The following is a 25,385-nucleotide window of genomic DNA, read 5'->3' as shown; positions in this document are numbered from 1 at the left end:
GAATGTATATGATCGATCAATCAGTAACCGACTTTATTCAAATCGGTTATCAAAATCAAGAAATTCATCCGTTAGATGTTCTTCTTAAACAAAATCAATTGCTGGCCATGATTGGAAAACAGGCTTTAGATACAGATATTAAGGCTTCTACACCATTACCAAATCGTTTGGAAATATTGGATACGCTAGTAGATTATGCTATTCAAGAAAATGTGATTAAAGATTTGGAATCTGAAAGAGACATATTATCCGCAAAAATTATGAATCTCATCACTCCTTTGCCTTCTGAAGTAAACTTGAAATTTTGGGATCTTTATCAAGAAAGCCCTAAATCTGCTACCAATTACTTTTATCACCTTAGTCGGGAAAATGACTATATTAAAACAAGGGCCATTGAAAAGAATATCGAATTTACCAAATCTACTATTTATGGTGATTTAGAGATTACGATCAATTTATCTAAACCAGAAAAAGACCCTAAACAGATAGCTTTGGCTAAAACAGCTCCTACTTCTTTCGGGTATCCTACTTGTCTATTATGTATGGAAAATGAAGGTTACGAGGGACATATAAATCATCCAGCTAGGAGCAATCATCGTATTGTCCGTTTAACTTTAAATCAAGAAAATTGGGGGCTGCAATATTCACCTTATGCTTATTATGAAGAGCATTGTATTTTCCTGTCACAAGAACATAAACCAATGAAACTAGAAAAAGCAACATTTGAGAAGCTTTTAAATATAGTAGAACAATTTCCACATTACTTCGTAGGGTCCAACGCTGATTTACCGATAGTTGGAGGCTCTATTCTTTCTCACGATCATTACCAAGGTGGCCAGCACACATTTGCAATGGCAAATGCAGCTACAGAGTATTCTTTTACATTAAAAGATACTCCTTCTGTAGAAGCTGGAATCGTCAAATGGCCAATGTCAGTCATCCGCCTAAGAAGCGCTAATCAAACAGAATTAATAACTGCTGCAAATCTTATTTTAGATCAGTGGCGCTTGTATTCAGATAAGTCAGTAGATATTTTAGCTCAGACAAACGGTGAACTTCATAATACGATTACGCCTATCGCAAGATATAAAGAAAAAAAATATGAATTAGACTTAGTATTGCGCAATAATCGTACATCACAGCAATATCCTGAAGGGATTTTCCATCCTCATCCTGATGTTCAACATATCAAAAAAGAAAATATTGGGCTGATTGAAGTAATGGGCTTAGCTATCTTACCCCCAAGGCTAAAAAAAGAACTTGTTGAAGTTGAGCACTACTTATTAGATGAACCTCATCAGTTAGACACTTCTCATCAAGATTGGGCTAATGAATTAAAAAGAACAAAAAAAATTACAACAGAAACGGTCGGAACAATCATTGAAGATGCCGTTGGATCTATTTTCCTGAGAGTACTAGAAGACGCCGGAGTGTATAAACAAACAGATGAAGGAAAAGCTGCTTTTAAACGATTTATCAATAGTTTTGCTCATTCAAAAGGAGGAGAAAAGAATGGACATTTCAAGTAAAGATTTTGAAGAACTTTCAGGTCAAGTTATTCAGGAATATACTTTGACGAATCAGCACGGTATATCCCTTTCTGCAATTAACTATGGAGCTGCCGTTACTTCCATTCAAATACCAGACAAGAATGGGCTATATCAAAATATCGTTTTAGGCTATACCAACTTAAATGAGTATGTATCTTATCGTCCTTACTATGGCGCAACTGTTGGAAGAGTTGCTGGACGTATTGATAAAGGCAAATTCACATTAGAAGGTAAAAACTATCAGCTTGAAACAAATGATAAAACCAACCATTCACATGGCGGTATAAATGGCTTCGATACAAAAATCTGGACTGTTAAAACAGAATCTACAGAAAACGAAGGACATCTGGTTTTTACCTATAATAGTCCACATGGTGAAAATGGTTATCCTGGAAATTTGACTGTAAAAGTTACTTATACTTTAAGAGAGTCTAATGAGTGGAAAATCAGTTATCAAGCTACAACAGATAAAACCACCCTATTTAATCCAACAAATCATGTGTATTTTAATTTATCGGGAGATCCAACAAAATCCATCAATCAACATACATTGGCTTTAACTAGCAAGTACTTTGCTGAACTAAAAGAAGATTACATTCCAACGGGTACCTTGTTGCCTGTAAAGGGTACACCCTTTGATTTTACAACTGCAGACACTGTAAACAAAGGTTTTGAGAGCACACATCCCCAAAACAAATTAGTTTCTGGATATGATCATCCTTTTGTTCTAGAACATCTTGCTGATAAACCTGAGGCCACCTTGTATGACCAAAAGAGCGGAAGGCGCGTTCAGATGGTGACAGATCGAGATGCTGTTGTTATCTTCGCCGTCAACACATTAGATGGGCGACACACTAATGAAGGAACATCTGAAGAACATTATGCAGGAATTACGTTAGAAGCTCAAAATTTACCAAATGCAATCAACCAAAAGGACTTTGGTAAAGTGACCCTCTCACCTGATGAAATTTTTCAATCTGAAACAACTTACCGCTTTGATACAATGCTATAATAAAGAAAACAATAGCTTAAATGAAACAAGGAAAGAAAGTGGTGAGAAGATGGCAACAATTAAAGATATTGCCGAACAAGCAGGCGTTTCAAGCGCAACCGTTTCTCGTGTATTAAATTATGACAACACATTATCAGTAGGCGATGAAACAAAAAAACGTATTTTTGAAGTCGCTGAAGCGCTGGACTACACAAAATATCAAAAGAAAAAAGCAAAAAAACAAGGCAAGCTTGCCATCGTACAATGGTATACAGAAAAAGAAGAATTGGATGACCTGTATTATTTATCCATCCGTTTAGGTGTAGAAAAAAGAGCAGAAGAAATGAACTATGACATTATCCGTATTTTCCAAAATAACGATTTTGAAATGAATTCAGATATAGAAGGCATCATAGCGATTGGAAAATTTAGTGACTCTCAAGTAAATGAGCTTACTTCATGGACAGAAAATATTTGTTTTGTCGATTTTGATCAACTTCACCGCAAATTGGATTCGGTTGTCATCGATTTTGAGCAGGCAGTAACTTCTGTTTTAGATTATTTTTTTAAAAACGGGCATCAAACTATTGGTTTGATTGCTGGACAAGAAAATTTTGGTGATAAATCTAAACCTATCATCGATAAACGAACCACTATTTTCGAGAATTACATGAATCAAGTTGGAATATATCAGGAAAAATATGTATTCACCGGGGCATTTAATGTTACAGCTGGTCAAGAATTAATGAAAAAAGCGATTGAAACCTTAAAAGATGATTTACCAGATGCCTTTTTTGTTTCAAATGACTCAATGGCTATCGGTTGTTTAAGAGCATTACAAGAAGCCGGTATCTCCGTACCTGAACGAGTTAGCATCATTGGGTTCAATGATATAAGCGTAGCCAAATATATCTACCCTACATTGAGTACAGTAAAAGTGTATACCGAGTTAATGGGAGAAACGGGCTTTGATTTGTGGTTGGATAAAGTCACAAGCGAAAGAACAGTCGCAAAAAAAATCACCTTATCAACAGACTTAGTGTTGCGTGAGAGTACTCGATCTACTCACTAACCAAAAAGGTACCGTCTCAGGATACATTTATATCCTAAGACGGTACCTTTTTACTTGTTTCTTTTCTTACCCTTCCAAAATCACCCTTGACTCTTCTCTTTCTTCATCTTCTATTTCAATTATGAGTAACCTTACATATATAGAATAACAAGGTTAGGTACGTTTGTTTAATGGAAGCAAAAAGACTCTAAAGCGATTCACTTTAGAGTCCTTTCTTCTTTACTTACCTATTGTTTTAACGTTTAATTCCTAAAATATCTTCTTTCGCATGAATTAATTGCGTAATTTGTTTGCTATACGGTGCTTCAAAACCTTTAAGCTCTGATTCTTTTGCTACCACACCATTCAAAAAGTCAATTTCAGTTGGACGTTTATTCTTTAAATCTTGGTGCATTGATGGATAATGCCCGCCAACCTTTTCAGCAGTTGCCTTCAAATAATTGACAGTTTCTTCAACATCTAATGTCACCCCTTCCGTTTCTGCTACACGAGAAAATTCACTAACAATTCCTCGATTTAATTCGTCGATTTGAGCAGTTTCAAATAGTTCTTTGATATTGCAATCCAGTATAGAACAAAGTGCATTCATTGTTCCATTAACACAAGCTTTTCTCCAAGTTGTAAAATGAACATCTGGACTGTATACACCGTTTAGTCCACAATCTGCCATCATCTTAACAACTTGACGTGCGCCTTCTTCTTCATTCTCATCACTATTTTGAACTTCAACAGGGCCTTCTCCCATAAAATGTGTTTTCCCAGGAGCGTCTAGACCGCCTGTCCACACTGTTGTTCCCATAATGATATTCTTTTTAGGAATATATTCAGAAATGGTATTCGCGTGTCCTAAACCATTTAATAAGCAAACTACTTTTGTATCTTCCGTTAATATATGTTTGATTTCTTCTAACATATGTCTTAAACCCATTGATTTAGTAAAGATAAAAATAGTGTCAAATGTATCAGTGATTTCTTCCGGTTTACCGATTGGAATAATGATAGTATCTTCTTTGCCATTTACTGTAACTGACAATCCGTTTTCTTTAATGGCGTTGATATGATCTTCCCAAAAATCTAATAATGTAACATCATTTCCGCCTTTTTGCATCATATAACCAAAACCGCATCCTAAAGCTCCTGAACCAGCAATTGCTATTTTCATTTTTAAAATTCCTCCAATTTAATTTAATGTATCTTTTATTTTAGTTTGAAGCGGGGATAAATTTAAAGATTTCATCATTGTAAACATGTAAGAACTTGCTGCATACCAAGTCAATAATATATCCACCAACAAAAGGAATTACGAAATAGGCTAATAAAACATTTACTAACCCAGTTCCCATGTTGAAAGCTTGAATAGGTCCAACTAGTCCAACGATCCCAAATCCAGCTGTTTGCGGAGTTCCCTGAATCGTAAGAACATAAACCCCTATACCTGAAACAATAGCATTAAGTATGACAGGGATCATAATTTTTGGATACTTAATTAAGTTAGGAATCATCATTTTCATAGCACCAAGTAAGATAGCTAAAGTTGTTCCTGATTGATTAATTCGGATAGAGCCGATAACAAGAATAGCTGTACAAGCTGTTACTCCTACTGCTGCAGCTCCAGCTCCTAAACCAGATACTCCAATAGCAATTCCAATCGCTACTGTTGAAATCGGTGAAATAATTAATACTGAGAAAGCAACAGAGATCAAAATAGCCATCACTAAGGGTTGAAGAGAAGTAAAGCTATTGATCAAATCCCCGATTGTAGAAGTAATGATCCCAACATAAGGCAACATGATCAAACCAAGTGTTCCTACCCCAACACCAACAATAATCGGCATTAAGATTAATGTCAATGATCCTAATTTTCCTTGCAGCAAACGTGTAACAAAAACTGCAATAGCAGAAACAAGCATAACATTAATCAAGTCTCCGATTCCAACAAATTGAACGCCAGTTTCAGTAACTTTATAAGCGCCAGATCCTAAGAATGTTGCTGCTCCAATAATGACACTTTCCATTCCATTCATTTTAAACTGTAAAGCTACAAGCACACCAATAATAGCGGGTGTAATAAATTGCATAATCGTAACCACACTTGATAGCAGTACAAATATAGATCCGTAAGGTATAAGAGCTTTGAATACAGACCCTAGTATCGCATTGGCAATCAATCCAATAACAATACCTGATGCCGTTCCTCCTAGAACCTTATTTAGATAATCTTTACTCGTATATTTTACTGTATCTCCCATTAAACTCAACCTTTCTTGTTTTATTAAATGAATAATTAATCCTTTTTTTGAATTAGTTCAATTATTCACTAATATTTTCTACTAGTTAAATTTATCACAATATGTTTTTTATTTCAACCCAAATATCATTTTCTCATTTTTCACTCATCTATCCTTTAGTGTTGGTTATTAGTATCTATTCAAAAATAATAGTTCCTACTTTTATATATAGGGTATACAAACTTTAAATAAATAGGTCCTTATTTTAAAAACGACAAACGATTTCAAATTCAATTTTAATTTTCTCATGTATCACTTATTATTTTGATCAATTATTAACAAGAAGGATTGAATATTTTTGAAAAAATAAATAAAAAAGTTTCATTCCAACATTTTTGTGCATAAAATCCTTTTATCACTTTTGCAGTAATTAAAAGGATAAAAACTCACACGGCTTTTAAAAGCCGTGTGAGTTTTTATAAAGTCCATACTCTGTTGTGCGTAAGTTTATTTAGTTTAATGATAATTGCTTTATCTAGTTAAATAGTCTTCTAGTTCCTCTGAGACACCATAGTGATGCTGTAAATCCTTGAAAGTCTCGGGGGGAAAACCATAAGTTTCTTCATACATTTTTATCATTAGTTGTCCCGAAAAAATATTGGCTTCTCTTTCAAGTGTGCCTTTTCCATTTCTTTGGGTCGTATAGTAGGCACTAAGGTGTTCATGTTCAATCGCATGATACAACTCATGGGCCAATACAAAAAAACGTTCATTTTTTTCTATTAATTGTTCATTCAGTAAAATAATTGTTTCATCTTTAAAGCGTACTGTTTCCCCTTTTGGAGTCTCACCGAAAGGCACGTAAAGAACATCTATCCCTTTATTTTCCGCTAAAACAAATGGATCATACGTTTTAAATTCTTTATACAATTGTTGGATCAAGTCATACCACTTTTCAAACATTTAATCCCTTCTTTTTTTCATTCTATCCCAAAAAACAGCGGCCAAAACATCTTGTACGCGTTGTTTGTCTTCTTCTGTTAAATCTTCCCCGCCATAAGCCATGTGAACGTTATTATTCAGCATCTCTTCTAAGTCAATCAAATCTTCCGGCGTCGCCCAATTTGGAACATCACGACCTAACAAATAATCGGTTGACACTTGAAAATAATCAGCTAATTTATTAAGAGTCTTGTTATCCGGTTCTCTGGTTCCTTGCTCATAATTAGCATACGTTGTGCGAGCAATTTCCAGGACGCCAGCCATATCTTCTTGTGTTAGTTTTTTTTCTTTTCGTAATTCCCTCAATTTATAGATATCCATAGTACACCTCTATTACTATTTTCTATCTTTATATTACACGATTTGAGACAAAATTAAAACAATATTACATCGTTCGAGTATATATTATTGACTAATTTATAAACGAACTGTATCATTAATTTACACGATACGAGTATAAAACTAAATTAAAGACTATTTAAATGCATATCACTTTTTAAAAATACTCATTTAGTGTAATTAAATAAAGGAGTGAAGTTATGGATTTTTCATTTTTAATTTTTTTCTATACGATTATTCATCCTTATTTTGATTCCTATATCTATTTGTTTATTCTTACTATCTTAGTTGATTTTTTCACTGACTTTATTAACTTTTGCTTGTCTACTAAATCTGTAAAATTTACTCAAATCTTTAGTGTTAAACGATTGCTAAAAGATGGGCTCGTGATACTGCTTGTATTAATATTTTATATTTATTTTTCTATATTTGAATTTGATTCTTACGCTCAACTCCTGATTTCTTTTTATATTGCTCATTATGGACTTTCTATCCTTGAAAATCTAAATGCTATAGGAATACCAGTTCCTGAATTTATAAAAAAGAACATAAATAAATTTAAATAGTCCAATTTTTTAAAACTCTTGACCTTTACGTTGCGTGAAGGTTTACAATCAATATAAATCAAGCTGATTAGAAAGGAGGATTAGTAGTGGAATATACAATAAATGCTTTAAGTCGCATAGCTGGCGTGAGCAATCGAACACTTCGCTATTACGATGAAATTGGTTTGTTGGCACCTAAACGAAAAAATTCTAATGGCTACCGTATATACGGTAAGCAAGAAATTGAAAAACTGCAACAAATTTTATTTTACCGTAATTTGGAAATGCCTTTAGATAATATCAAGCAAATACTAAATGATGTTCATTTTGATAGTGAGAAAGCTTTAATGGACCACCGTCAACGTTTACTAGCTAAAAAAGCACAAATTGACCAATTACTAAAAACAATTGACAAAACATTAGCAAATAAGAGAGGAGACCTCCAAATGTCTGACAAAGAAAAATTTGAAGGATTTAAAGAAGAGTTGCTGAAAAAAAATGAAACTCAATATGGTACAGAAATTCGAGAAAAGTATGGCGCTGAAACCATTAAAAAAAACAATCAAAAATTTGCTGGTTTAAGCCAAGAAGATTACAATAAAATGCAAGACTTGTCCGCTAAAATACTAGAAGATTTAAAAATAGCCAGGCAAACAAACGACCCTGCTAGCAAAGAAGCTTTACAAGTAGCCCAAATCCACAAAGAATGGTTGTCTTTCACTTGGCCAAGCTACTCAAAAGAAGCACATCGAGGATTGGCACAAATGTACGTGGATGACCCAAGATTCACCAGCTATTACGACGAATCAGCAGGAAATGGAGCTGCAAAATTTTTGCGAGATGCTATCTTTAACTTTTTGAACTAAATAATCAAAAAAGAATTCTTATCTTTTCAGGAATTCTTTTTTGATTTTTCCACCCATACCAATCGATAATTGTTTCATTTTTATTTTGATTTTTAAAAAATAAAATAGGTTCTTTTATTTTTCTATTGATTTTGCTACACTAACAGAAACAATAAGTAGCTCTAAAAAAATAGACACTAAAGGGGAAATCTATTTGGACAGAAAGTATATAAAAAAACTTGCAAGAGACACCATTAAGCATCACTTTACCACTATACTATTGATCACTATCATTCCTATTTTACTCGACATTTATGGAGTAATATCAGAAGATGACGGTCTACGTATTTTACCTAGTTTTATTCTTTCACTGATTGTCAGTATACTTGCTTCATCTATTTCACCTTTTATTAATAAATTAATTTTAAAAATTAATCGACATCAACCGATTTCTTTTCAAAAAGACCTATTAGAAGCCTTCAAAACTGATGGTAATCGTTATGTGTTAACTATGTGGCTTAGAGAAATTTCAATCTTTTTTTGGTCGCTTCTCTTAATTATACCAGGTATCTATAAAGCTTATTCTTATTCTCTCGTCTCTTACTTATTAGTAGATAATGCTGATCTCAGCTATAAAGAAGCCCTTTCTAAAAGCGAAGAATTAATGGAAGGCTTCAAGATGGATTGGTTTATTATGGATCTATCGTTTTTACTTTGGGATATCTTAGCACTATTTACATTTGGTATACCTTATATATGGGTAACACCCTACAAATGGGTCACTTATGCTCGTTTTTATGAAGAACGTATAAATGCTTCAGTTAGTGTTAAGCATTTTGTAGCATAGGAATAATTTATCTGATGTTAAAATATTCTTAGAGCTTAGCCAACTAACTAAAACGAAAGCACTTTTACTATTTCTTTCTACATAAAAAATAAAAATTAATAAAGAAAGAGCTAAACTTCCAAATTGAAGGTTTAGCTCTTTCTTATTTAAATTTGTAAATACGTTTATTTTTAATTATATTTCAACTTTATTATTATTTAAATAGCTGAATTTTCTTTAGCTTGATCTTCCTCAGCTTTTTTCGCAGCTTGTAGGTCTGCTATTTTAACAAAAGGCGCATAGATAACAACAGAAATAACTAAGTTGATTGCAGCTAACACTCCACCTGCAATGCTTTGTGTGGCTAAAATTCCACCAATGATCGGAGGAGTTACCCATGGCGGCATGGTTACTGCTGCAGGGACCAAACCAAACTTCGTCGCTGTATAAGCTACAAGAACCAAAACAACTGGTGTTAAAATAAATGGAATGAACAAAATTGGATTCAATACAATTGGCAATCCAAACATCATAGGTTCATTGATGTTAAAAATTCCTGGAGCTGTGCTTAAGCCTGTTATGACTTTATAAGCTTTATTGCGACGAGCTAAAATCAAGATAGCAATAATCAGACCTAATGTTGCTCCTGTTCCACCTAAGTTAACAAAAGAATCAAAGAATGGTTTATTAACAATATAAGGTGCAACATCTCCATTTGTCACAGCTGCCATATTTGCTTCAATAGCTGGTGCATTAATCGTTTGCATCAACGGTTCAACCATATTGGCTCCATGTAGACCAAAGAACCATAAGAATGGTGTAATAAAAGCTAACAGAAGTGCTGAAGGTAATGTATTCGCTAATCCCATAAATGGTTGTTGGACTAAATCGTAAAATGAAGTTACGATATCTGTTATGCCAAATCCAATAAAGATCGTACAGATTAAACCAAATATACTGATCGTGATCATGGCTGGAAGCATAGCTGCAAATGATTTTGCTACTGCTGGAGGAACACCTTCAGGCATCTTGACAACTAATTTATCATTTCCAGATAAACGCGAGAAAATTTCAGCAGAAACCAACCCAACGATCAAGGCAATAAATAGTCCATTTGAAGACATCCCTGTTAATCCGCCTAGCGCAAAGAAAGACGCTACAGAAACAACTCCAGCAGCTACTCCATCTTTATCATAATCCTTAGCTAAGTTGTGTGCCACAAGGAATGCAATTAGAACAGATAAAATACCAAACGTTCCATTCCAGACATTTCCTCCAAAAGATTTCCATAACTCTTCTCCAAAAATATTATTCATAAAATTTTGATATACTGGGATAGGTAAATTATTGACCAAAAGTACTAATGATCCTAAAATCATTAGCGGCATTGTGACAATAAAAGAATCCCGGATAGCCACTAAGTGACGTTGTGCTCCAATTTTTGAAGCGCGTGGAATAAAGTGTTTTTCCATAAAATCGATAAAACCGTTCATTGATAATTCCTCCTTATGCATCTTTTAATGGTTACTTTAAAATAATAAGTCCTTTAACTAACTTTTTGGTATAGTTTGGAATTTAAATTTTTGCCATGGCTTAATCAAGTCCAATAATACCATTTCACTTTCTACTACTCGCCCAACGACATTTGATTTACCAGAATTTTGCATTGGCAACCGTGCTAATTGCAACTCTCCGGCATAGCGTTCATAAAGCGAACTTTCAATAATAATATCCCCCCTTTCAATAATACTTGGTGTATTAAATACCGGAAAATCGACACCACTATAGTTAACACGGCTTTGTGTTGAACGAATGACATAATCCGACACATCTCCACGGTTGAAATGAAATTCTTCCAACACAATTTTTTGTTCTGTTTCTGGAATATCTTCAACCAATTCAACATTTAAGGTCAATTGGTATGGATTAATTGTACTTAATGCTTTTAATTCCTCTTCAGAAGCAAAAGCATTACCAATGATCACATCATCGATCACATCCGTTGCCCAAAGGTGTTTGGCTTGGACGGCTATCGGCCACTCTCGATGCATTTCTAATGTGCACAATCCTTCACTGACTGGCCAAGGACCGATAGTGGCTTTTTGTGAACTAACAAAAGCCGCTGTTCGAATGCCTTTGTTTTTGTATTGCTTAGAGGTTTCTATAAAATGTTCATAACCTAGACCGGTGTAACGATGCGGATAAAAGTTATGACAACCTAATAAGTTCTCCGCATTAGCCTGATAGCTCAAAATATTTTCCAAATAACGCGTACCATTACTAATATTCAATTCGATTTTTAACCCTTGTGGATTAAATGTCATAATCGATTCTTCATTCCCTGTAAATCCTAAGTCTAGTCGAATTCCATCTGCTCCAATTTCTTTAAAAAATGTCAAATCGTCGTAACTGATGCCAAGATCGTTAAAGACAGAAGGACTGACATCAACAATTACTTCCATGCCATACTTCTTGGCAAAGCTGATCATTTCAGTGAACTCATCTACGACGGTTTGTTTATCTCCTTCAACGGATAACAAACAACTAAAAATACGTTTAAATCCATAGCTAGAAGCTAGTTTTATATATTCTTTAATATCTGCTAAATTACTGTGATTTGGGTAAACTGAAATTCCTAATTTTCTCATCATTTATTCTGCTCCTTTTTTCAACTTAAAAATAATCATAAAAGCTTGGATAACCTTTTGGCAAAGCATTACTCCATTGATTGATAGTCTTATCCGATCCACTAGCTTCTTTACGGAAAACATACCAATCTAGCGAATGGTAACCAACCATTAAGGCAGATAGTTTTCCAATATCCATTGTTAACATTGCTTCATTTTTTGGTGTTTTAACAATCGTTACTTGTCCTTCATGCTCAATTTTAAAGACTTGATTGTTCCATTCTGCTTGCTTGTCTTGAACATTCAGATACAGCGGCTCATCGATTTTTTCAAAAGGATAAGAACATAAGAAGCGTTCCACATCAATAATTCGAATCATTTTATCTTGTACAATTTGCTGTTGAAACTGCGGGTTTAAAAAATTGGTTCCAAACGACTCTTGATTTGAAGCTTCTCCAATAATTTTTTCAACTTCTGCTGTATGTGATTGAATGAATTGCCACAGATTCTGTTGGCTTTCATAATTTATGGCATTAAAATCTAACAGTTCCAATGTTAAGTTTTGAATGGTATAACGAATGTATCCCACAACCTTTCCTAATTCATCTGTATATACTGCAAAGGAAGTACCAGGTGTACGACGCAACAAGCGTTGCCACCAATCATCTTCTCGAATCATTCGCCCATTTTGAATAGCTATTTGTTCATTGTAAAATGTTTTTATCTTACTGAACCAATGATCAAAATCTGGATCTAATTCGTCAATTCGATGAATATTCCCTATTGTTTTTCCTGAGGGAACCAATTGCTGAGCTGGCAATTCATACTGCACTTTATCAAAAAATAATTCCCAGCCGAAATGACGATAAAATGAAACAGAAAAAGGACTTAATACCGATAACAGTTGCCCTCTTTCACGCATTGTCTCTAATGAGCGTAATAATACTTGCTTCATGATGCCTGCATTTCGATATTCAGGATAAGTTGACACAAAACCAATGCCTCCCATATCATAAGGAACCCCAAAAACAGTCATCTGAAGCGGCAAAATAATTAATTGTGAAACGAGCTCTTCTTGATCGAAAGCTCCTTGAATAGTACTGACGTTGACCCAATGCATAAAATCCTCTAATCGCTTGCCTTCATAAGCTGGACGAAAACAATAATTTTTCAATTTGAGGACTTTTTTATAATCGTTTGATTGAACGATTTGATAAGTAATCATCTTACACCTCCACGATATATGACCTACCTTAAATAATTTATTCTTATATTATTAAATCCTTAATTTGGTTTAGAATAACTTCGTCAGCAATAGTGCTGCTGCTCCTAAAACGGTTGCATCATCTCCTACTCTAGACAATGTGATCAATGTATTCTTCCTTGCTTTTTCTGTTAAGGCTCGTTGTTGAATAGTAGCTAAGATACTCGGCATCAAAAAATCATGACTTTTCATCACACCTCCACCAAGAACAATCTTCTCTGGATTTACAGAATGAATCAGATTAACAATCCCAATCCCAATCAAGACACCAATTTCTTCTAATACTTTTTGATAGGCTGTATGACCTGTTAAAGCGAATGCATAAACTTTCTCTCCGGTCAAATCGTCTGGTGCATCTGATATTTGTTTTTTTGCTCTGCGAACAATAGCGTCTCCAGTTACAAATGTTTCAAAACAACCCAGATTGCCGCAACTGCATTTTTCTCCATCTAACGAAATCGTCATATGACCAATTTCACCTGCAATTTCTTGTGCCCCATACCGTAATTTTCCTTCCTCTATGATTCCTGAACCAACTCCGCGACCAATATTTACAACTGCAAAAGATTTTAATAAACCATAATCGCCAAACCAATATTCTCCCAGTGCCATTGCTCGAGAATTATTTTCAACAATTACTTGAAGATCAAAAGTATTTTCCAATACCTCTTTTATATGAACATTTCTTAATCCCGAATTGGCTGAATATAAAGAAATACCTGCAGCAACATCCACCACACCATGCATGGCAATACCTATACCAAATATTTTACTTCCCTCAACACCCATCTCCTTTATAACAAGTTTAATAGCTTGAATCAGTACAGCAAGGAAACTATCTATGGCCGTATGTACTTGAAGCGGCAATTCTGATCGCACCAGAATCGTCCCAACTAAATCACTCACACATGCTTTTATTGAATCTGATCCAGCATCTACGCCAATCACGTAATGATCGTTTCTATTCAATAAAAGCATAGTCGGTTTTCTTCCACCTTGAGATTCTCCTAAAATACTTTCTACCACTAACTTTTCATCCATCAATTCTTTCACGATACTACTGACAGTAGGTGGTGTTATACCTGTGACTTTTGCAATCTCAGCTCTGGATATAGGGCCCGACTGCCTAATTTTATTTAAGACCGTTGATTTGTTCACGGATTTCATCAGCTGAAAGGTTCCTCGAACCATTCCTACATCTCCTTTATATAACAATATTCATTAAATCTCTTTACTTAATTAATTTAATTAACTAAGTAAAGAAAAAAATATTCAATTTACGCTAACCAATTTTTCAAAAGCTTATACTAGTGCTTTTATCTTTTTCTATCTTCTTGTACTTTATTTACTCCTACATTATATATTAAGCAAATTCTGTGCCAATACACTTGCCTCTGAAAACGCTGTTATAAGCAAGTTTTAGTAAGTACACAGTAAAAAAATAAAAATACACACTGTTGTTAGTGTGTATTTTTATCCTATTTAGTACTGTCTGCTATTTTTATTTTGTGATCCAAATCAGTAATTTTTTTGTACGATTACTCCAGAATAATGATCCAGTAATTTTGCATACAACCATTTTCATTAGCTATGTGATGCAAATGTACCGATTGGCAATTGGTCATTCAATAATTCGTCTGATGGATCCAAATTTCTTTTTTGTTTTTTACCGGTTTCCCAATAAATGACCAATATACCAAGTGTTAAAATTGAGCTTAAGATATACGTTAATGTGCTCAATCCCATACCCAAACCAATTGGTTCACTAAATATATAAACCACACAAGCATAGAGCATGAATATTCCGGGAAGAAGAGTCACGAAGTAATTTTTATTTTTCAAATACAAATAACGTGTAGAGACTAGTAAAGAGATTACTGCCGTAACTTGATTTGCCCAGTTGAAATATCTCCATAAAATATTAAAATCAACTTGCGTTAGAATCAAAGAAATAATATATAAAGGAATGGTTACCATCAATACTTTTTTCAGTGTATCTTGTTTAATATGCAAGTAATCTGCCGTTATCGTCCGTAAACTTCTAAATGCAGAAAGTCCTGAAGAAATCGGCAACACAATTACCCCTATAATCGCAACTGTCCCAAACACACTGCCTAGTAGCATGTAAGATACTTGGTTGACTACAAGTGAAGGCGTTCCATTATTAATCATTTGGCTGAGTGTCTGTCCATCAAATAAAGACATAGAAGCTGCTGCCCAAATCATTGCAATCACACCTTCAGCGATCATCATGCCATAAAAAGTAAAGCGTCCTTCTTTTTCATTTTTAGATGTTCTAGAAACCATTGGCGCTTGTGTAGCGTGGAAACCAGATAAAGCTCCACAAGAAATAGTAAAGAATAAAGCAGGAAAAATTGGTGTACCTTCTGGATTGAAATTTTGCATCGCACCTGGTGTTAAGTTCGGAATAGTGTGTCCGCCAAAAATCAAACTCAATCCAATAGCTAGTGTGCTGATAATTAAAATAGCACCAAAATAAGGGTAAACAGCACCCATTGCTTTATCGATTGGTAAAATGGTTGAAATTAGATAATAGACAAAAATCAATCCAATAATTACCCCTAATGTTAACCAATCAGGAGTAATGCTTTCAATCAAGTTAGCTGGTGAAGTAACGAAAACAGTACCAACTAACATCAAAAGCAGCATAGAAAAAATATTCACGACATGTTTTACTGGTTTTCCTAAGTATTTGCTGGCTAATTCTGGCAAATGGGCGCCATCATTTCGTAAAGAAATCATACCCAGCATATAGTCATGTACTGCCCCTCCTAGAATACAACCCACGATAATCCAAATATAAGCCACTGGTCCATAAAGCGCTCCCATTATCGGACCAAAAATAGGTCCTGTTCCTGCAATATTTAATAATTGAATAATAGCATTTTTCGATTTAGACATCGGAATAAAATCATATCCGTCCCTTAACGCTTCTGCAGGTGTTGTACGATCCGGATCAATCCCAAAATTCTTTTCAATATACTTTCCATAAACAAAATAACCTAAAATTAATAACGCGATACCACCCAACAATGTAATCATGCTTTCCTGCCTCCCTTATAGTATTAAGCAAAAAATTGTCATTGCCAATTTTTTTATAGCCCTACTGTACTATAAAAAATGAGGTTTAGGATCCAAATCAAGCTGACATAGCAAAACTGCAGGCTAAAGTGCTCGCCTGCAGTTCTCAAATTCATTTGATTGATGAGCCATTACAACCCTACTTCTTCTTTAAATTGTTTCATATAATGTCTGCTTACCGGGATTTTTACTTGATTACTCATCGTAACAAGAAACGTGTGGTTAAACCAAGGTTGTATTTCTAGGATTTCTTTTACGTTAAGCAGATAAGAACGATGCACACGCAAAAAGGCATGTCCTTTTACTTTTTCTTCATAGGCATTTAACGGTTCATTTGTAGTATACTCTCTCTCGATAGTATAAATAGTTGTGATGCCATTATCCACAGCAATCGCAATAATGTCTTCGATTTTAACAATATAAATGCGTTCGTCCATTTGAATAGGAATCGTCTTCAAAAATTCTGGTTTATTCTCCTGCAAATGAACTTGTTCTTTTTGATAACTAGCCCACGCTTTTTGTACAGCATCTTGAATTCGAAACAATTCAAATGGTTTTAAGACATAGTCCGTTGCATTTAATTCAAATGCCTTGATCGCATATTCATCATAAGCTGTCGCAAAGATTACCATTGGTGGATTTTTTAATTGATTAATTTTATTCGCTAACGTCAGTCCACTTTCACTGGTCAAATGAATATCTAAGAAGATCAAGTCAATTTCATATTGCAGCATTTTTTCTAAAGCTTCTTCAATCGATTCCGCTTCAACAACAGATGCAATCCCTTCGCAACGTTCCAATAAATACGCCAACTCATTTCTTGCTAAGGGTTCATCATCCACTATTAGGGTATGCATGCTTATTCATCCTTTCCTTGATAAGGTATCTTACAAAAAACAACGGTTCCTTGTTTTGAAGACTCGAAGTTCAATTGAGCGTTTTCTCCAAATAAACTGATCAGGCGCTTATTTAAATTCTCTAAAGCTGAGCCGGTTCCTTTTTCAGATGGAACATTTTCTTTGCCTAATTTTCCCATCCTATCCTCTTCTATCCCATATCCATTATCTTTTACACTTACGAGAATGTCCTGATTCATCTTATTGACCGTTACTTGGACTAGATTATCCACTTTTCGGTTTTTAAATGCATGTTTAAAGGCATTTTCTACCAAAATCTGAATCACAAACGGAGGCAACAAGATATCCTTTAATCCATCTTCTATGTCCAATTCGACTTGATAACGGTCTGGAAAACGCGCTTGTTCCAAGTTCATATAAGCTTCCACTTGAAGGAGTTCTTTTTCTAAAGGGATCACATTCGTTCTGGCTCCTTGTAAATTTGATCGAAAAAAAGTACTCAGTTGCAACAACATTTCACGAGCTTTTTCGCTATCTACACGGATCAGCGCAGAAATTGTATTAATAGTATTAAAGAAAAAATGCGGATTTACTTGAGCTTGCAACGATTTGATTTCTGCATCTTGTAAGAGCTGACTTTGTAATTCCATTTCGCCAAGTTCAATTTGGCTGGAAAATATAGTGGCCAAACCTTCAGCCAATTGTCTTTCAACAAAGGTCAGTTTTGAGGCGTCCGTGAAATACAACTTTAACGTTCCAATCGTTTTTTCCTTTGACTTTAACGGAATAACGATTGCTGCTTCTAATGGGCAGCCAGGATGATTGCACCCGATTTCTTCATGGGAATGTGCTTCTTTGATTTCTCCCGTTCGCAAAACTTCTTTAGATAAGTTGGTCACTATTTTTTTTGACGGAAAATGATGGTCACTAGCTGCGCCAACATGTGCCAAAATACTATCTTGATTGGTTATGCTGACAGCCGAAACTTTAATCAGCTTTTGAATGATTTTTGCTGCTTGTGTGCAAGATTCCTCATTCATGCCAGAACGAAAATAAGGCATCGTTTCATTGGCTAATTGGAAAACATCATGTGTTTGGATGGCTCTTGTCTGTTCTTCCTGTCGTAGCGTTGAATCAATAATGGATAAGAAAATCCCTGTTCCAATACTATTCGTCAATATCATTGGCAAAATAATAAACTGCACTAGAGCTAATGATTCTTGAAAATGAGTACTCAATAAAATAATACAGACCATTTGAACGGCTTCCATCGCTGCTCCAATGGCGAGACCTTCTCCAATTTTTGGATAAGTGTTTTTCCGAATAGATTTCAAGCCATATAACCCGGAAAATAATCCAACTAAAATAGAAGAAATCACATAAATATAAGCGTCCATTCCGCCTTGAAAATAGCGAATCGCTCCTGAAATAATGCCCACACTCACACCGATAATCGGTCCTCCTATCAATCCTGAAACACCAATCGTCAATACACGTGTATTAGCCAGCGAAGAATGGGTGGCTAAATCAGTAAATGGTTGATCGATCATAATTTGATTTCCGTCAATTTCTATACCGGTAAAATTAGAAATAATAGCAAATATTCCGAATACTACAATCAGCTGAACCATCGTACTTGCTCTTCTTCGATTTCCTAAAAGATTTTTAAAATAAGGAATATTCATTAAAATATATGCCAAAATAATAATCAATCCGCCACGTTCAAGCATTAAAATAAATAAGTTGAACATCTTTTCACTTCCTAAAGTTTGATGTCTTTAGTTTACCTTACAAAAACCCGTTATGCACACAAATAAATAGAGCTCCACCATCAATTGACGCAGAGCTCTATTTGTTCATTTTTCTATCTATTTTATTGAGCATTATTATTTTTGTATTCTAAAATGTCTCCAGGTTGACAGTCTAATGCTTTGCAAATCGCCTCTAAAGTTGAAAAACGGATCGCTTTTGCCTTTCCATTTTTCAATATCGAAAGATTAGCCATTGTAATTCCAACCTTTTGGGAAAGTTCGGTTACGCTCATTTTTCTTTTAGCCAACATTACATCAATATTGATTATAATTGCCATATTATTCACCTCAGATTAGACTATTAAATCATTTTCCTTTTTTATCTCAATAGCATCTTGCAAAAGTCTTTGAAGAACAGCAGCAAAGACTGCGATAACCAATGATGCAAAAATAGGAACCATTCCGACTAAGACAAGCCCTGGGGCATCATCTATTTGTGCTAAACCAAAAACAAATGGTAGAATTACCACATATAAACCACTGATTATCAAAGCACAAAATTTAATCTTTTTTAGCGCTTTAACAGATAGATCAGAGAACGCTTGGTTCTTGTCAATATAGCTTAACAATTTAAATGCCTGATACAGAGCAATGAAAAAAGGGATAGTAGATATATACGTACCAATTATGATGGGATAGAGTACTTGGTCATAATCTGGATTTGCCGGATTACTTATTAACCAAATCAATCCGAATATACACAATGCAATAATCGGAAGACCAATAAAAAGAACGGCTAACTTCAAAAATAATGTTGTTCCTCGTTTCATAAAAATAACCTCCTCACTTATTATATATAAATATTAGCTTGTTTTTTATCGAATATCAATAAATACATATCATTTTAAGATAAACTTATATTATTATCAAAAAATCAGGCACATTAACAATTTGTTCCATAAAGTTATTTGACTAACAAGGTTGTAAAATATATAGTTGAAACAAGAATTACTCAAAAAGTTTATTTACTAATAGGATCGATCACTTTCTCAGAGCGACTACCTTAATTTCAGGAGGGATTACATGGACATCTTTTCAGACTATTTAGCAAACATTGATAATATACAACAGCGGGAACGAACAGAAGAAGTACTAACTTGGGTAGCAAAGACCTTTCCAAAATTGAAACCAAGAGTTGCATGGAATCAGCCCATGTTTACCGATCACGATACATTTATTATTGGCTTTAGCGTATCCAAAAATCATATGTCTGTTGCGCCTGAAAAAGCAGGAATCCGTCAATTTTCTAATGAAATTGTACAAGCTGGCTATAATCCCACTAAGGAAATTTTCCGTATCCAGTGGAACAGCCCGATAGATTTCTCATTACTTGAAAAAATAATCGAATTTAATATTTTAGATAAAGCAGATTGTTCAACTTTTTGGCGAAAATAAGGAGTTTTCAATGAAAAAAATAATCGATTACAAGTAATTGGTACTGTTCTTTTAGATAGTGGTTTTCTGTTATATTTTATTGTTTTTTCACACAATTTAACCCTATCTATATCTGATATTAAAGAATGGATCACGATAATACTGGTACTGATTTTTTCAGTCTATACAACGTTTGACACATTCAAAAAAATTATTCTAAAGTAATGCTAAGGAGAAGGAGAAGGAATATGAGAACTAGAAAACAACTTATAGTTACGCTATTACTAGTTTTTCTGGCAGTTATTCTAAGTACTAACTTTAGATTTTCACCTGCAATAGATAATCTATTCTTACTATTTTTTGTTTTATTAGGATGCTGGTTTTCTTATGTTAATTACAAAAAAAAGAACAACTGATGTATACTAAACAGCATCACACTGCTTTTAACTATTTTTGATTTTTTTACAGCAATTTTATTTAGTAAAGGAGAATTTCTATGAAACATTATTTTCATTTGCCAATAGATTCAAAATTATCACTTGTACAACCTACTGTAGACATGGCATCCACGCTTTTTGATTTGGTGGATAGTGATAGAGAACACATCAGACAATTCCTTGACTTTGTCGACGTAACCAAGGAACCAACTGATGAGATCAAGTACATAAACATGAAATTATCAGGTCAAGTAAAAGGAACGGATAGACTATTTTTAATTTCCTATGAAGATAAATTAGTTGGTTCTATTGATTTACATTTTATTGATTCTCGCAATAAAAAGGCAGAAATAGGCTATTGGATTCATTCTTCTCAAGCAAAAAAAGGAATAACAACTAAATCTGTAAAAAAAGTATGCCAAATAGCTTTCGAAGAAATGGGATTAAATAAACTAACTATTGTTGCTGATACTGAAAATATAGGCAGTAACGCAGTGGCGATAAAAAGCGGATTTTCTTTAGTTGGAACAGATAAAGAAGATATCATTATGTATGGTGATTTACGCGATATGAACAAATATTCCCTTTTGAAATCTGAATTTAAGCTCTAAAAATCCAAGTAGTTCAAGAGGGTATTAGTAGTTTATTTATTTATTATTTTTGTCGGTATCTGTTTAATTGTTTCAATGATTTAAATCTACTAACCTTTGAAAGAGCGGAGTATTCAAATGAATAAACTAAAAGAAATACTATTCATTATATTAATATTCTTTATTTTTTATTCCATGTTATGTACATTAATAGCTTTAATAGTTGCAACATATAAAACAGTTAGATATAAACTATCGTTCAAAGAGTCGTACAGAGACACTTTTTTGTACTTTTTCTTTGAAATGTTTGATCCGTTCAATTATTTTTAAAAGTATTAGTTAAGTTATAACGGTCTTTGCTATGACCTATACTACTTAACATGAAAAAACACTTAATTTCTTTTGACATTAAGTGTTTTTCTTCCATTCTATATGTAACATCTTAGTCAATTATTTCTAATTAGGATGTTTATTCATTTTGTTTTTTTAGCTCTTCACTAATCTCACTTAAATACTTATTTTGCTCTTTAGTTAATTTCATGAATTTCAATACTGCATAAACAACGAATATCAAAACTACCGGCCAAAATGCAATAATTAATACACTATAAAGTTGAAAAAGAACATCTGAAAAAACCATAAAATTCCTCCCTAATGTTATATTTATTAGTTTATTTATAACATACGGTATCTATATAATCATATAATTTGTTGAAATTACCCGTTGGATTTGTCGTATTTATAAGTCTATTTAGTTTACCTCAAAAAAAGAAAGCGTTATCCTTAATATAACCTATTAAGGAGGCCTTTTTATGAAAAAAAAGAAAATTCCCCAATTTTTAATAATGGGGCTATGTGGTACAGTATTGGTAGGATGTTCAAATAATGGAGATACAGGCGACACGTCATCATCTGACAATGATGAGTCAGAAGAAACGCAAAGCATGGACACAACTAGCAATGAAAGCAGTTCAGCTGCTTCTGAAGCAAGTAGTAGTTCAAGTAGCGAAGAAGCAACCAGCTCTTCTTCTGTTAATGAAGAAAGCCAAGAAACGCCTTCACACCAAACCGTTGGAGTATCTTCTGAATTGAAAATGAATCCTGATCATGTCTTATTGCCAACAGCTTTTCCAACCACTGAATCCTCTTCAGTTACAGCCGATATAATAACAAATGAAGTAGATAACTATACCGTTAGTTATACGGATGACCAAGGAGAATTAGCTGAAGTTACTGGAACAATTTATGAAAATTCCGATTTAGCAAGTGAAGAAATGGATACCTTCTCAAATGGAAAATCCATAAGCCCCTATGAGGAAGGCGGTTCAGATTTGGGCTATGGTATTACCGGCTATGGCGAGGGCGCTGCTGGGACACAATACTTTAGCTGGGAAGAAGGAAACTGGCTGTTTTCTATCAGTTCTGTTAGTGAAGATCAAATGGATAATCCTGGAATTGCAAAAAAAATAGTAGATTATTTAGAAGATCATTATCTTCCAGCTCCTGATGGTCAAGGTGTCGTTTATATACAATACCCACAAGGCGGAGAAGAAGTTAATGTAGATATTCGTTGGCAAGACAGCAACATAGTTTACCAACTGAGAACTACTAGAGTTCCATTAGAAGCCTTAGAAATGACCGTTTCAATGAATCTATCATAAAGTTTAAACCTTTATCTTTATCAAAAACAAACTCGTCTAAATTTGGAAAAATAAAAAAAGAATTGCCTCACAGAGACAATTCTTTTTTTTTTCTTATAGTTTATCTTTTATTTTATTCACGATGCCTTTTGTAGGAGTTGTAGCTGGTTCAATATCAATCGATTTTTGAACCATTTCATGTCTTTCTCCAAGATTTTCATCGGTCTTTTTATCCCACAGTTCTTTTTGTCTCTTTTTAATCATTGATTCCATTGCTTTAGGAATAACATTACGATAGTCGTTCGTTGCGCCAGTCATTACTTCAATAGCCTCTTTGATGAGCTCTTCAGGATCAAATTGTTCATAAGGGAATGCCAACTGTGTATAGTCGAAAATGCGTTCTTCTGGATTATCTCTCCAAGTTCTCCAAGCTTCAAACTCGCGGTCATTGAAGCCCGTCAAGTAAGGTCCGGGATTAATGGTTGACACTTGTACATTGAATTCCTGAAGTTCTTTACTTAAAGACTCGGCAAATGCTTCCAATGTAAATTTTGATCCGCCATAAGGTCCTGATAAAGGATCTGCCATCAGACCAGAAACAGAAGACATAAACACGATTTTCCCTCTTTGTTTCTTAATCATTGCTTTGGCTATCTTCTGAGTCAATAAGATTGGTCCGAATACATTTACTTCAAATTGATTACGCAATCGTTCTTCTGGTATATCTACTAAAGATCCACCTTCTGAAATTCCGGCGTTATTCAATAATACATCAACATCCCATGTCCATGCTCTTTCTCTATCTGCTGGATCAGTTACGTCCAATTTCTCAACTTGTATCTCAATTTCTTTTTCTTTTGCTTCTTTTACAAGAGCAGACACTTCTGACATTGTTTCGACCCCTGCGATAACTTTTTTTCCTTGTTCCGCCAAGCCTAAAGCAATACCTTTTCCAAATCCTGTTCCTGCACCTGTAATCAAATACGTTTCTTGTACCATATACTATTCCTCCTAAAAGATTTAATAGATTGGTTAACTTATAAGAAGTATAACGGTTCACAGAAATCATTTTCCACTAATATGCGTTGATTCTCACAATTCTACTTTCCAAAAAGTTTAAATTAAAGATAATAAAACTCATTTTTGACTATTGAGGTTCTTCGTTTTTTAAGACATAATAGATTTAATGAATACCTGATTAGTTCAAAGAAATTATACATAGAGAGTGGGTTCAATAATGGGAGAATACGAAGATTTACAAGCAAAATTAAAGACTCTGTTAAAAAAAGAAACCTCTGCCAAAATAAGATACGAAGAAAATAATGAACGCTACGAACTAGCAAAGGAAACTTTTGATAAAGAAAGTGAAGATGTCGAAAAGTTACAAGCGGAATCCTTGTCCACTTTTTTAAAACGTATGGTTGGAAATTATGATAAAAAATTAGACAAAGAAATGCAGGAACAGCTTACTGCTAAAATGGAATTAGATTTATCTTTAGCTTTATTGCTTGAAGCTAGAGAAGATTTAGCCGCTATTCAATCAGCTGTTGAGCAAAATACCGCTCAAATCAAACAATTAAAAGACATTTTATACCGTCAAGATACTCATTTCCGTGAAAAAATTACTGACGAAGAAATAAAACGGGCTCAGTTAAAACAAGAATTAATTGAATTAGATGAAGCATCTGCTGCTGGAGAAAAAGTATTGGAAGGAATTGATGATGCTCTAGAGGATTTAGATTCCGCTGATTCTTTTTCAACCTGGGATATGTTTACAGACAGCAGCCTTATGTTTGATATGATGAAATACGATAAAATTAATAAAGCTGAAGCAAAAATGAGCCGATTAGAACAACTATTAGAAAATTATACCAAAGAACTAAAAGACCTTTCTTTAGATACTTATCTTAGCTACGAAAAATTTAGCGGCATGGGTAAGACTTTCGATATTTTCTTTGATAATCTCTTTTCAGATTGGGATACAAAAGCAAAAATTGGCCGCAATATTGATATGCTTGAAACGCTCGGCAAATCAATCGTCGACTTACAAGGCAAACTTGAACTAAACAGACAAGAGCTCGAAAAACAAATCAAAGAATCAGAAACTTTGTTTTAAAATAAAGCAACAGGCTAACTAAAAAACGTATTTACTTTTAGATTATTTTCTAACAAGTAAATACGTTTTTTAATTTTATCCATCTAGTAAAATATTGTGTTCTTACCTACTATATAAATAATATTTTTCATCCTTATCGTTCTCAAAAAGAGTTTGCGTGCCATATGGT

General features: G+C 34.0%; 25 protein-coding genes. 10 read left to right on the top strand and 15 right to left on the bottom strand.

The features are described from left to right. Positions 1-8 precede the first annotated feature (8 nt). The 3 genes from galT to NST49_RS04415 are packed head-to-tail and all read left to right on the top strand — an operon-like array spanning position 9 to position 3,613. Positions 9-1,529: a UDP-glucose--hexose-1-phosphate uridylyltransferase gene (gene galT, locus NST49_RS04425; protein ID WP_251165759.1), complete on the top strand. Its 1,521-nt coding sequence runs from the start codon at positions 9-11 to the stop codon at positions 1,527-1,529. Then, the gene (locus tag NST49_RS04420) at positions 1,513-2,562 is read left to right on the top strand and encodes an aldose epimerase family protein (RefSeq protein WP_341047271.1); all 1,050 of its coding nucleotides are present in this window, start codon (positions 1,513-1,515) and stop codon (positions 2,560-2,562) included. The genes galT and NST49_RS04420 overlap by 17 nt, the downstream gene beginning before the upstream one ends. A gap of 49 nt (positions 2,563-2,611) precedes the next feature. Next, positions 2,612-3,613: a LacI family DNA-binding transcriptional regulator gene (locus NST49_RS04415; RefSeq protein WP_023179254.1), complete on the top strand. Its 1,002-nt coding sequence runs from the start codon at positions 2,612-2,614 to the stop codon at positions 3,611-3,613. Between the two features lie 235 nt (positions 3,614-3,848). Here the strand turns inward: NST49_RS04415 and NST49_RS04410 are convergent, their stop codons facing one another. From NST49_RS04410 to NST49_RS04395, 4 genes are all read right to left on the bottom strand, one after another. Next, entirely contained in the window at positions 3,849-4,775 is a 927-nt protein-coding gene (locus NST49_RS04410; RefSeq protein ID WP_341047268.1) for a 2-dehydropantoate 2-reductase, read from the bottom strand. 40 nt (positions 4,776-4,815) lie between these two features. After that, positions 4,816-5,862, bottom strand: coding sequence for a PTS transporter subunit IIC (locus NST49_RS04405; RefSeq protein WP_341047266.1), 1,047 nt, complete (start codon positions 5,860-5,862; stop codon positions 4,816-4,818). A gap of 510 nt (positions 5,863-6,372) precedes the next feature. Then, entirely contained in the window at positions 6,373-6,804 is a 432-nt protein-coding gene (locus NST49_RS04400) for an ImmA/IrrE family metallo-endopeptidase (protein WP_034537648.1), read from the bottom strand. Then, entirely contained in the window at positions 6,805-7,164 is a 360-nt protein-coding gene (locus tag NST49_RS04395; RefSeq protein ID WP_034537651.1) for a helix-turn-helix domain-containing protein, read from the bottom strand. It abuts the gene before it with no gap. Positions 7,165-7,382: 218 nt separating this feature from the next. On the opposite strand from NST49_RS04395, the gene NST49_RS12680 reads away from it, so the two are divergent. The 3 genes from NST49_RS12680 (at position 7,383) to NST49_RS04385 (ending at position 9,419) form a co-directional block, all read left to right on the top strand. After that, the gene (locus NST49_RS12680; RefSeq protein WP_445662719.1) at positions 7,383-7,748 is read left to right on the top strand and encodes a phage holin family protein; all 366 of its coding nucleotides are present in this window, start codon (positions 7,383-7,385) and stop codon (positions 7,746-7,748) included. Between the two features lie 86 nt (positions 7,749-7,834). Beyond that, positions 7,835-8,593 (top strand): MerR family transcriptional regulator, encoded by a 759-nt coding sequence (locus NST49_RS04390; protein WP_341047262.1) that lies wholly within the window; start codon positions 7,835-7,837, stop codon positions 8,591-8,593. A 193-nt stretch (positions 8,594-8,786) separates the two neighbouring features. Further along, positions 8,787-9,419, top strand: coding sequence for a DUF975 family protein (locus NST49_RS04385; protein ID WP_251165763.1), 633 nt, complete (start codon positions 8,787-8,789; stop codon positions 9,417-9,419). Positions 9,420-9,616: 197 nt separating this feature from the next. On the opposite strand, the gene NST49_RS04380 is transcribed toward NST49_RS04385, so the two are convergent. The 9 genes from NST49_RS04380 to NST49_RS04340 all read right to left on the bottom strand — a co-directional run bounded on the left by NST49_RS04380 (position 9,617) and on the right by NST49_RS04340 (position 19,829). Beyond that, entirely contained in the window at positions 9,617-10,891 is a 1,275-nt protein-coding gene (locus NST49_RS04380) for a PTS sugar transporter subunit IIC (protein WP_034537654.1), read from the bottom strand. Between the two features lie 57 nt (positions 10,892-10,948). Further along, positions 10,949-12,046, bottom strand: a complete 1,098-nt coding sequence (locus NST49_RS04375; RefSeq protein WP_034538697.1) for a DUF871 domain-containing protein — start codon at positions 12,044-12,046, stop codon at positions 10,949-10,951. A gap of 25 nt (positions 12,047-12,071) precedes the next feature. Then, the gene (locus tag NST49_RS04370; protein WP_341047260.1) at positions 12,072-13,250 is read right to left on the bottom strand and encodes a GNAT family N-acetyltransferase; all 1,179 of its coding nucleotides are present in this window, start codon (positions 13,248-13,250) and stop codon (positions 12,072-12,074) included. Positions 13,251-13,319: 69 nt separating this feature from the next. Next, the gene (locus NST49_RS04365) at positions 13,320-14,480 is read right to left on the bottom strand and encodes an ROK family transcriptional regulator (protein WP_341047257.1); all 1,161 of its coding nucleotides are present in this window, start codon (positions 14,478-14,480) and stop codon (positions 13,320-13,322) included. Positions 14,481-14,873: 393 nt separating this feature from the next. Continuing rightward, entirely contained in the window at positions 14,874-16,352 is a 1,479-nt protein-coding gene (locus NST49_RS04360) for a carbon starvation CstA family protein (RefSeq protein WP_341047254.1), read from the bottom strand. A gap of 170 nt (positions 16,353-16,522) precedes the next feature. Continuing rightward, the gene (locus tag NST49_RS04355; RefSeq protein ID WP_251165766.1) at positions 16,523-17,248 is read right to left on the bottom strand and encodes a LytTR family transcriptional regulator DNA-binding domain-containing protein; all 726 of its coding nucleotides are present in this window, start codon (positions 17,246-17,248) and stop codon (positions 16,523-16,525) included. A 2-nt stretch (positions 17,249-17,250) separates the two neighbouring features. Next, complete coding sequence (locus NST49_RS04350) at positions 17,251-18,999, bottom strand: sensor histidine kinase (protein WP_341047252.1); 1,749 nt, start codon at positions 18,997-18,999, stop codon at positions 17,251-17,253. A 122-nt stretch (positions 19,000-19,121) separates the two neighbouring features. Then, positions 19,122-19,337, bottom strand: coding sequence for a helix-turn-helix domain-containing protein (locus tag NST49_RS04345; RefSeq protein ID WP_251165768.1), 216 nt, complete (start codon positions 19,335-19,337; stop codon positions 19,122-19,124). A 15-nt stretch (positions 19,338-19,352) separates the two neighbouring features. Then, a complete protein-coding gene (locus NST49_RS04340; RefSeq protein WP_251165769.1) occupies positions 19,353-19,829 on the bottom strand; it encodes a DUF2975 domain-containing protein in 477 nt (158 codons plus the stop codon). A 253-nt stretch (positions 19,830-20,082) separates the two neighbouring features. Between NST49_RS04340 and NST49_RS04335 the strand changes: the two genes are divergently transcribed. Both NST49_RS04335 and NST49_RS04330 read left to right on the top strand, forming a co-directional pair. Continuing rightward, positions 20,083-20,454, top strand: a complete 372-nt coding sequence (locus tag NST49_RS04335) for an iron chaperone (protein ID WP_251165770.1) — start codon at positions 20,083-20,085, stop codon at positions 20,452-20,454. 475 nt (positions 20,455-20,929) lie between these two features. Continuing rightward, entirely contained in the window at positions 20,930-21,481 is a 552-nt protein-coding gene (locus tag NST49_RS04330; RefSeq protein ID WP_341047250.1) for a GNAT family N-acetyltransferase, read from the top strand. Positions 21,482-21,929: 448 nt separating this feature from the next. Here NST49_RS04330 and NST49_RS04325 read toward each other — a convergent pair whose 3' ends face one another. Further along, positions 21,930-22,100: a hypothetical protein gene (locus tag NST49_RS04325; RefSeq protein ID WP_251165772.1), complete on the bottom strand. Its 171-nt coding sequence runs from the start codon at positions 22,098-22,100 to the stop codon at positions 21,930-21,932. A gap of 172 nt (positions 22,101-22,272) precedes the next feature. On the opposite strand from NST49_RS04325, the gene NST49_RS04320 reads away from it, so the two are divergent. Continuing rightward, complete coding sequence (locus tag NST49_RS04320) at positions 22,273-23,121, top strand: hypothetical protein (RefSeq protein WP_251165773.1); 849 nt, start codon at positions 22,273-22,275, stop codon at positions 23,119-23,121. Between the two features lie 93 nt (positions 23,122-23,214). On the opposite strand, the gene NST49_RS04315 is transcribed toward NST49_RS04320, so the two are convergent. Further along, positions 23,215-24,099, bottom strand: coding sequence for an SDR family oxidoreductase (locus tag NST49_RS04315; protein WP_251165774.1), 885 nt, complete (start codon positions 24,097-24,099; stop codon positions 23,215-23,217). 238 nt (positions 24,100-24,337) lie between these two features. Here NST49_RS04315 and NST49_RS04310 point away from each other — a divergent pair, with 238 nt between their 5' ends. After that, entirely contained in the window at positions 24,338-25,216 is an 879-nt protein-coding gene (locus tag NST49_RS04310; protein WP_251165775.1) for a coiled-coil domain-containing protein, read from the top strand. Positions 25,217-25,385: the final 169 nt, after the last annotated feature.

This window comes from Carnobacterium sp. FSL W8-0810, assembly GCF_038007125.1.
In the GTDB taxonomy this organism is placed as follows: domain Bacteria; phylum Bacillota; class Bacilli; order Lactobacillales; family Carnobacteriaceae; genus Carnobacterium_B; species Carnobacterium_B inhibens.
The sequence above is the reverse complement of the archived record's forward strand: the minus strand, read 5'-3'. Positions and strand labels throughout refer to the sequence as shown.

What these genes read in the sequence shown, in the direction of transcription:
- NST49_RS04360 (WP_341047254.1), bottom strand. Translation starts at nt 16,352, where the DNA reads ATGATTACATTGTTGGGTGGTATCGCGTTATTAATTTTAGGTTATTTT.
- NST49_RS04410 (WP_341047268.1), bottom strand. Translation starts at nt 4,775, where the DNA reads ATGAAAATAGCAATTGCTGGTTCAGGAGCTTTAGGATGCGGTTTTGGT.
- NST49_RS04315 (WP_251165774.1), bottom strand. Translation starts at nt 24,099, where the DNA reads ATGGTACAAGAAACGTATTTGATTACAGGTGCAGGAACAGGATTTGGA.
- NST49_RS04325 (WP_251165772.1), bottom strand. Translation starts at nt 22,100, where the DNA reads ATGGTTTTTTCAGATGTTCTTTTTCAACTTTATAGTGTATTAATTATT.
- NST49_RS04310 (WP_251165775.1), top strand. Translation starts at nt 24,338, where the DNA reads ATGGGAGAATACGAAGATTTACAAGCAAAATTAAAGACTCTGTTAAAA.
- NST49_RS04375 (WP_034538697.1), bottom strand. Translation starts at nt 12,046, where the DNA reads ATGAGAAAATTAGGAATTTCAGTTTACCCAAATCACAGTAATTTAGCA.
- NST49_RS04420 (WP_341047271.1), top strand. Translation starts at nt 1,513, where the DNA reads ATGGACATTTCAAGTAAAGATTTTGAAGAACTTTCAGGTCAAGTTATT.
- NST49_RS04350 (WP_341047252.1), bottom strand. Translation starts at nt 18,999, where the DNA reads ATGTTCAACTTATTTATTTTAATGCTTGAACGTGGCGGATTGATTATT.
- NST49_RS12680 (WP_445662719.1), top strand. Translation starts at nt 7,383, where the DNA reads ATGGATTTTTCATTTTTAATTTTTTTCTATACGATTATTCATCCTTAT.
- NST49_RS04365 (WP_341047257.1), bottom strand. Translation starts at nt 14,480, where the DNA reads ATGGTTCGAGGAACCTTTCAGCTGATGAAATCCGTGAACAAATCAACG.
- NST49_RS04355 (WP_251165766.1), bottom strand. Translation starts at nt 17,248, where the DNA reads ATGCATACCCTAATAGTGGATGATGAACCCTTAGCAAGAAATGAGTTG.
- galT (WP_251165759.1), top strand. Translation starts at nt 9, where the DNA reads ATGATCGATCAATCAGTAACCGACTTTATTCAAATCGGTTATCAAAAT.
- NST49_RS04345 (WP_251165768.1), bottom strand. Translation starts at nt 19,337, where the DNA reads ATGGCAATTATAATCAATATTGATGTAATGTTGGCTAAAAGAAAAATG.
- NST49_RS04415 (WP_023179254.1), top strand. Translation starts at nt 2,612, where the DNA reads ATGGCAACAATTAAAGATATTGCCGAACAAGCAGGCGTTTCAAGCGCA.
- NST49_RS04335 (WP_251165770.1), top strand. Translation starts at nt 20,083, where the DNA reads ATGGACATCTTTTCAGACTATTTAGCAAACATTGATAATATACAACAG.
- NST49_RS04370 (WP_341047260.1), bottom strand. Translation starts at nt 13,250, where the DNA reads ATGATTACTTATCAAATCGTTCAATCAAACGATTATAAAAAAGTCCTC.
- NST49_RS04395 (WP_034537651.1), bottom strand. Translation starts at nt 7,164, where the DNA reads ATGGATATCTATAAATTGAGGGAATTACGAAAAGAAAAAAAACTAACA.
- NST49_RS04340 (WP_251165769.1), bottom strand. Translation starts at nt 19,829, where the DNA reads ATGAAACGAGGAACAACATTATTTTTGAAGTTAGCCGTTCTTTTTATT.
- NST49_RS04320 (WP_251165773.1), top strand. Translation starts at nt 22,273, where the DNA reads ATGAAAAAAAAGAAAATTCCCCAATTTTTAATAATGGGGCTATGTGGT.
- NST49_RS04380 (WP_034537654.1), bottom strand. Translation starts at nt 10,891, where the DNA reads ATGAACGGTTTTATCGATTTTATGGAAAAACACTTTATTCCACGCGCT.
- NST49_RS04330 (WP_341047250.1), top strand. Translation starts at nt 20,930, where the DNA reads ATGAAACATTATTTTCATTTGCCAATAGATTCAAAATTATCACTTGTA.
- NST49_RS04405 (WP_341047266.1), bottom strand. Translation starts at nt 5,862, where the DNA reads ATGGGAGATACAGTAAAATATACGAGTAAAGATTATCTAAATAAGGTT.
- NST49_RS04400 (WP_034537648.1), bottom strand. Translation starts at nt 6,804, where the DNA reads ATGTTTGAAAAGTGGTATGACTTGATCCAACAATTGTATAAAGAATTT.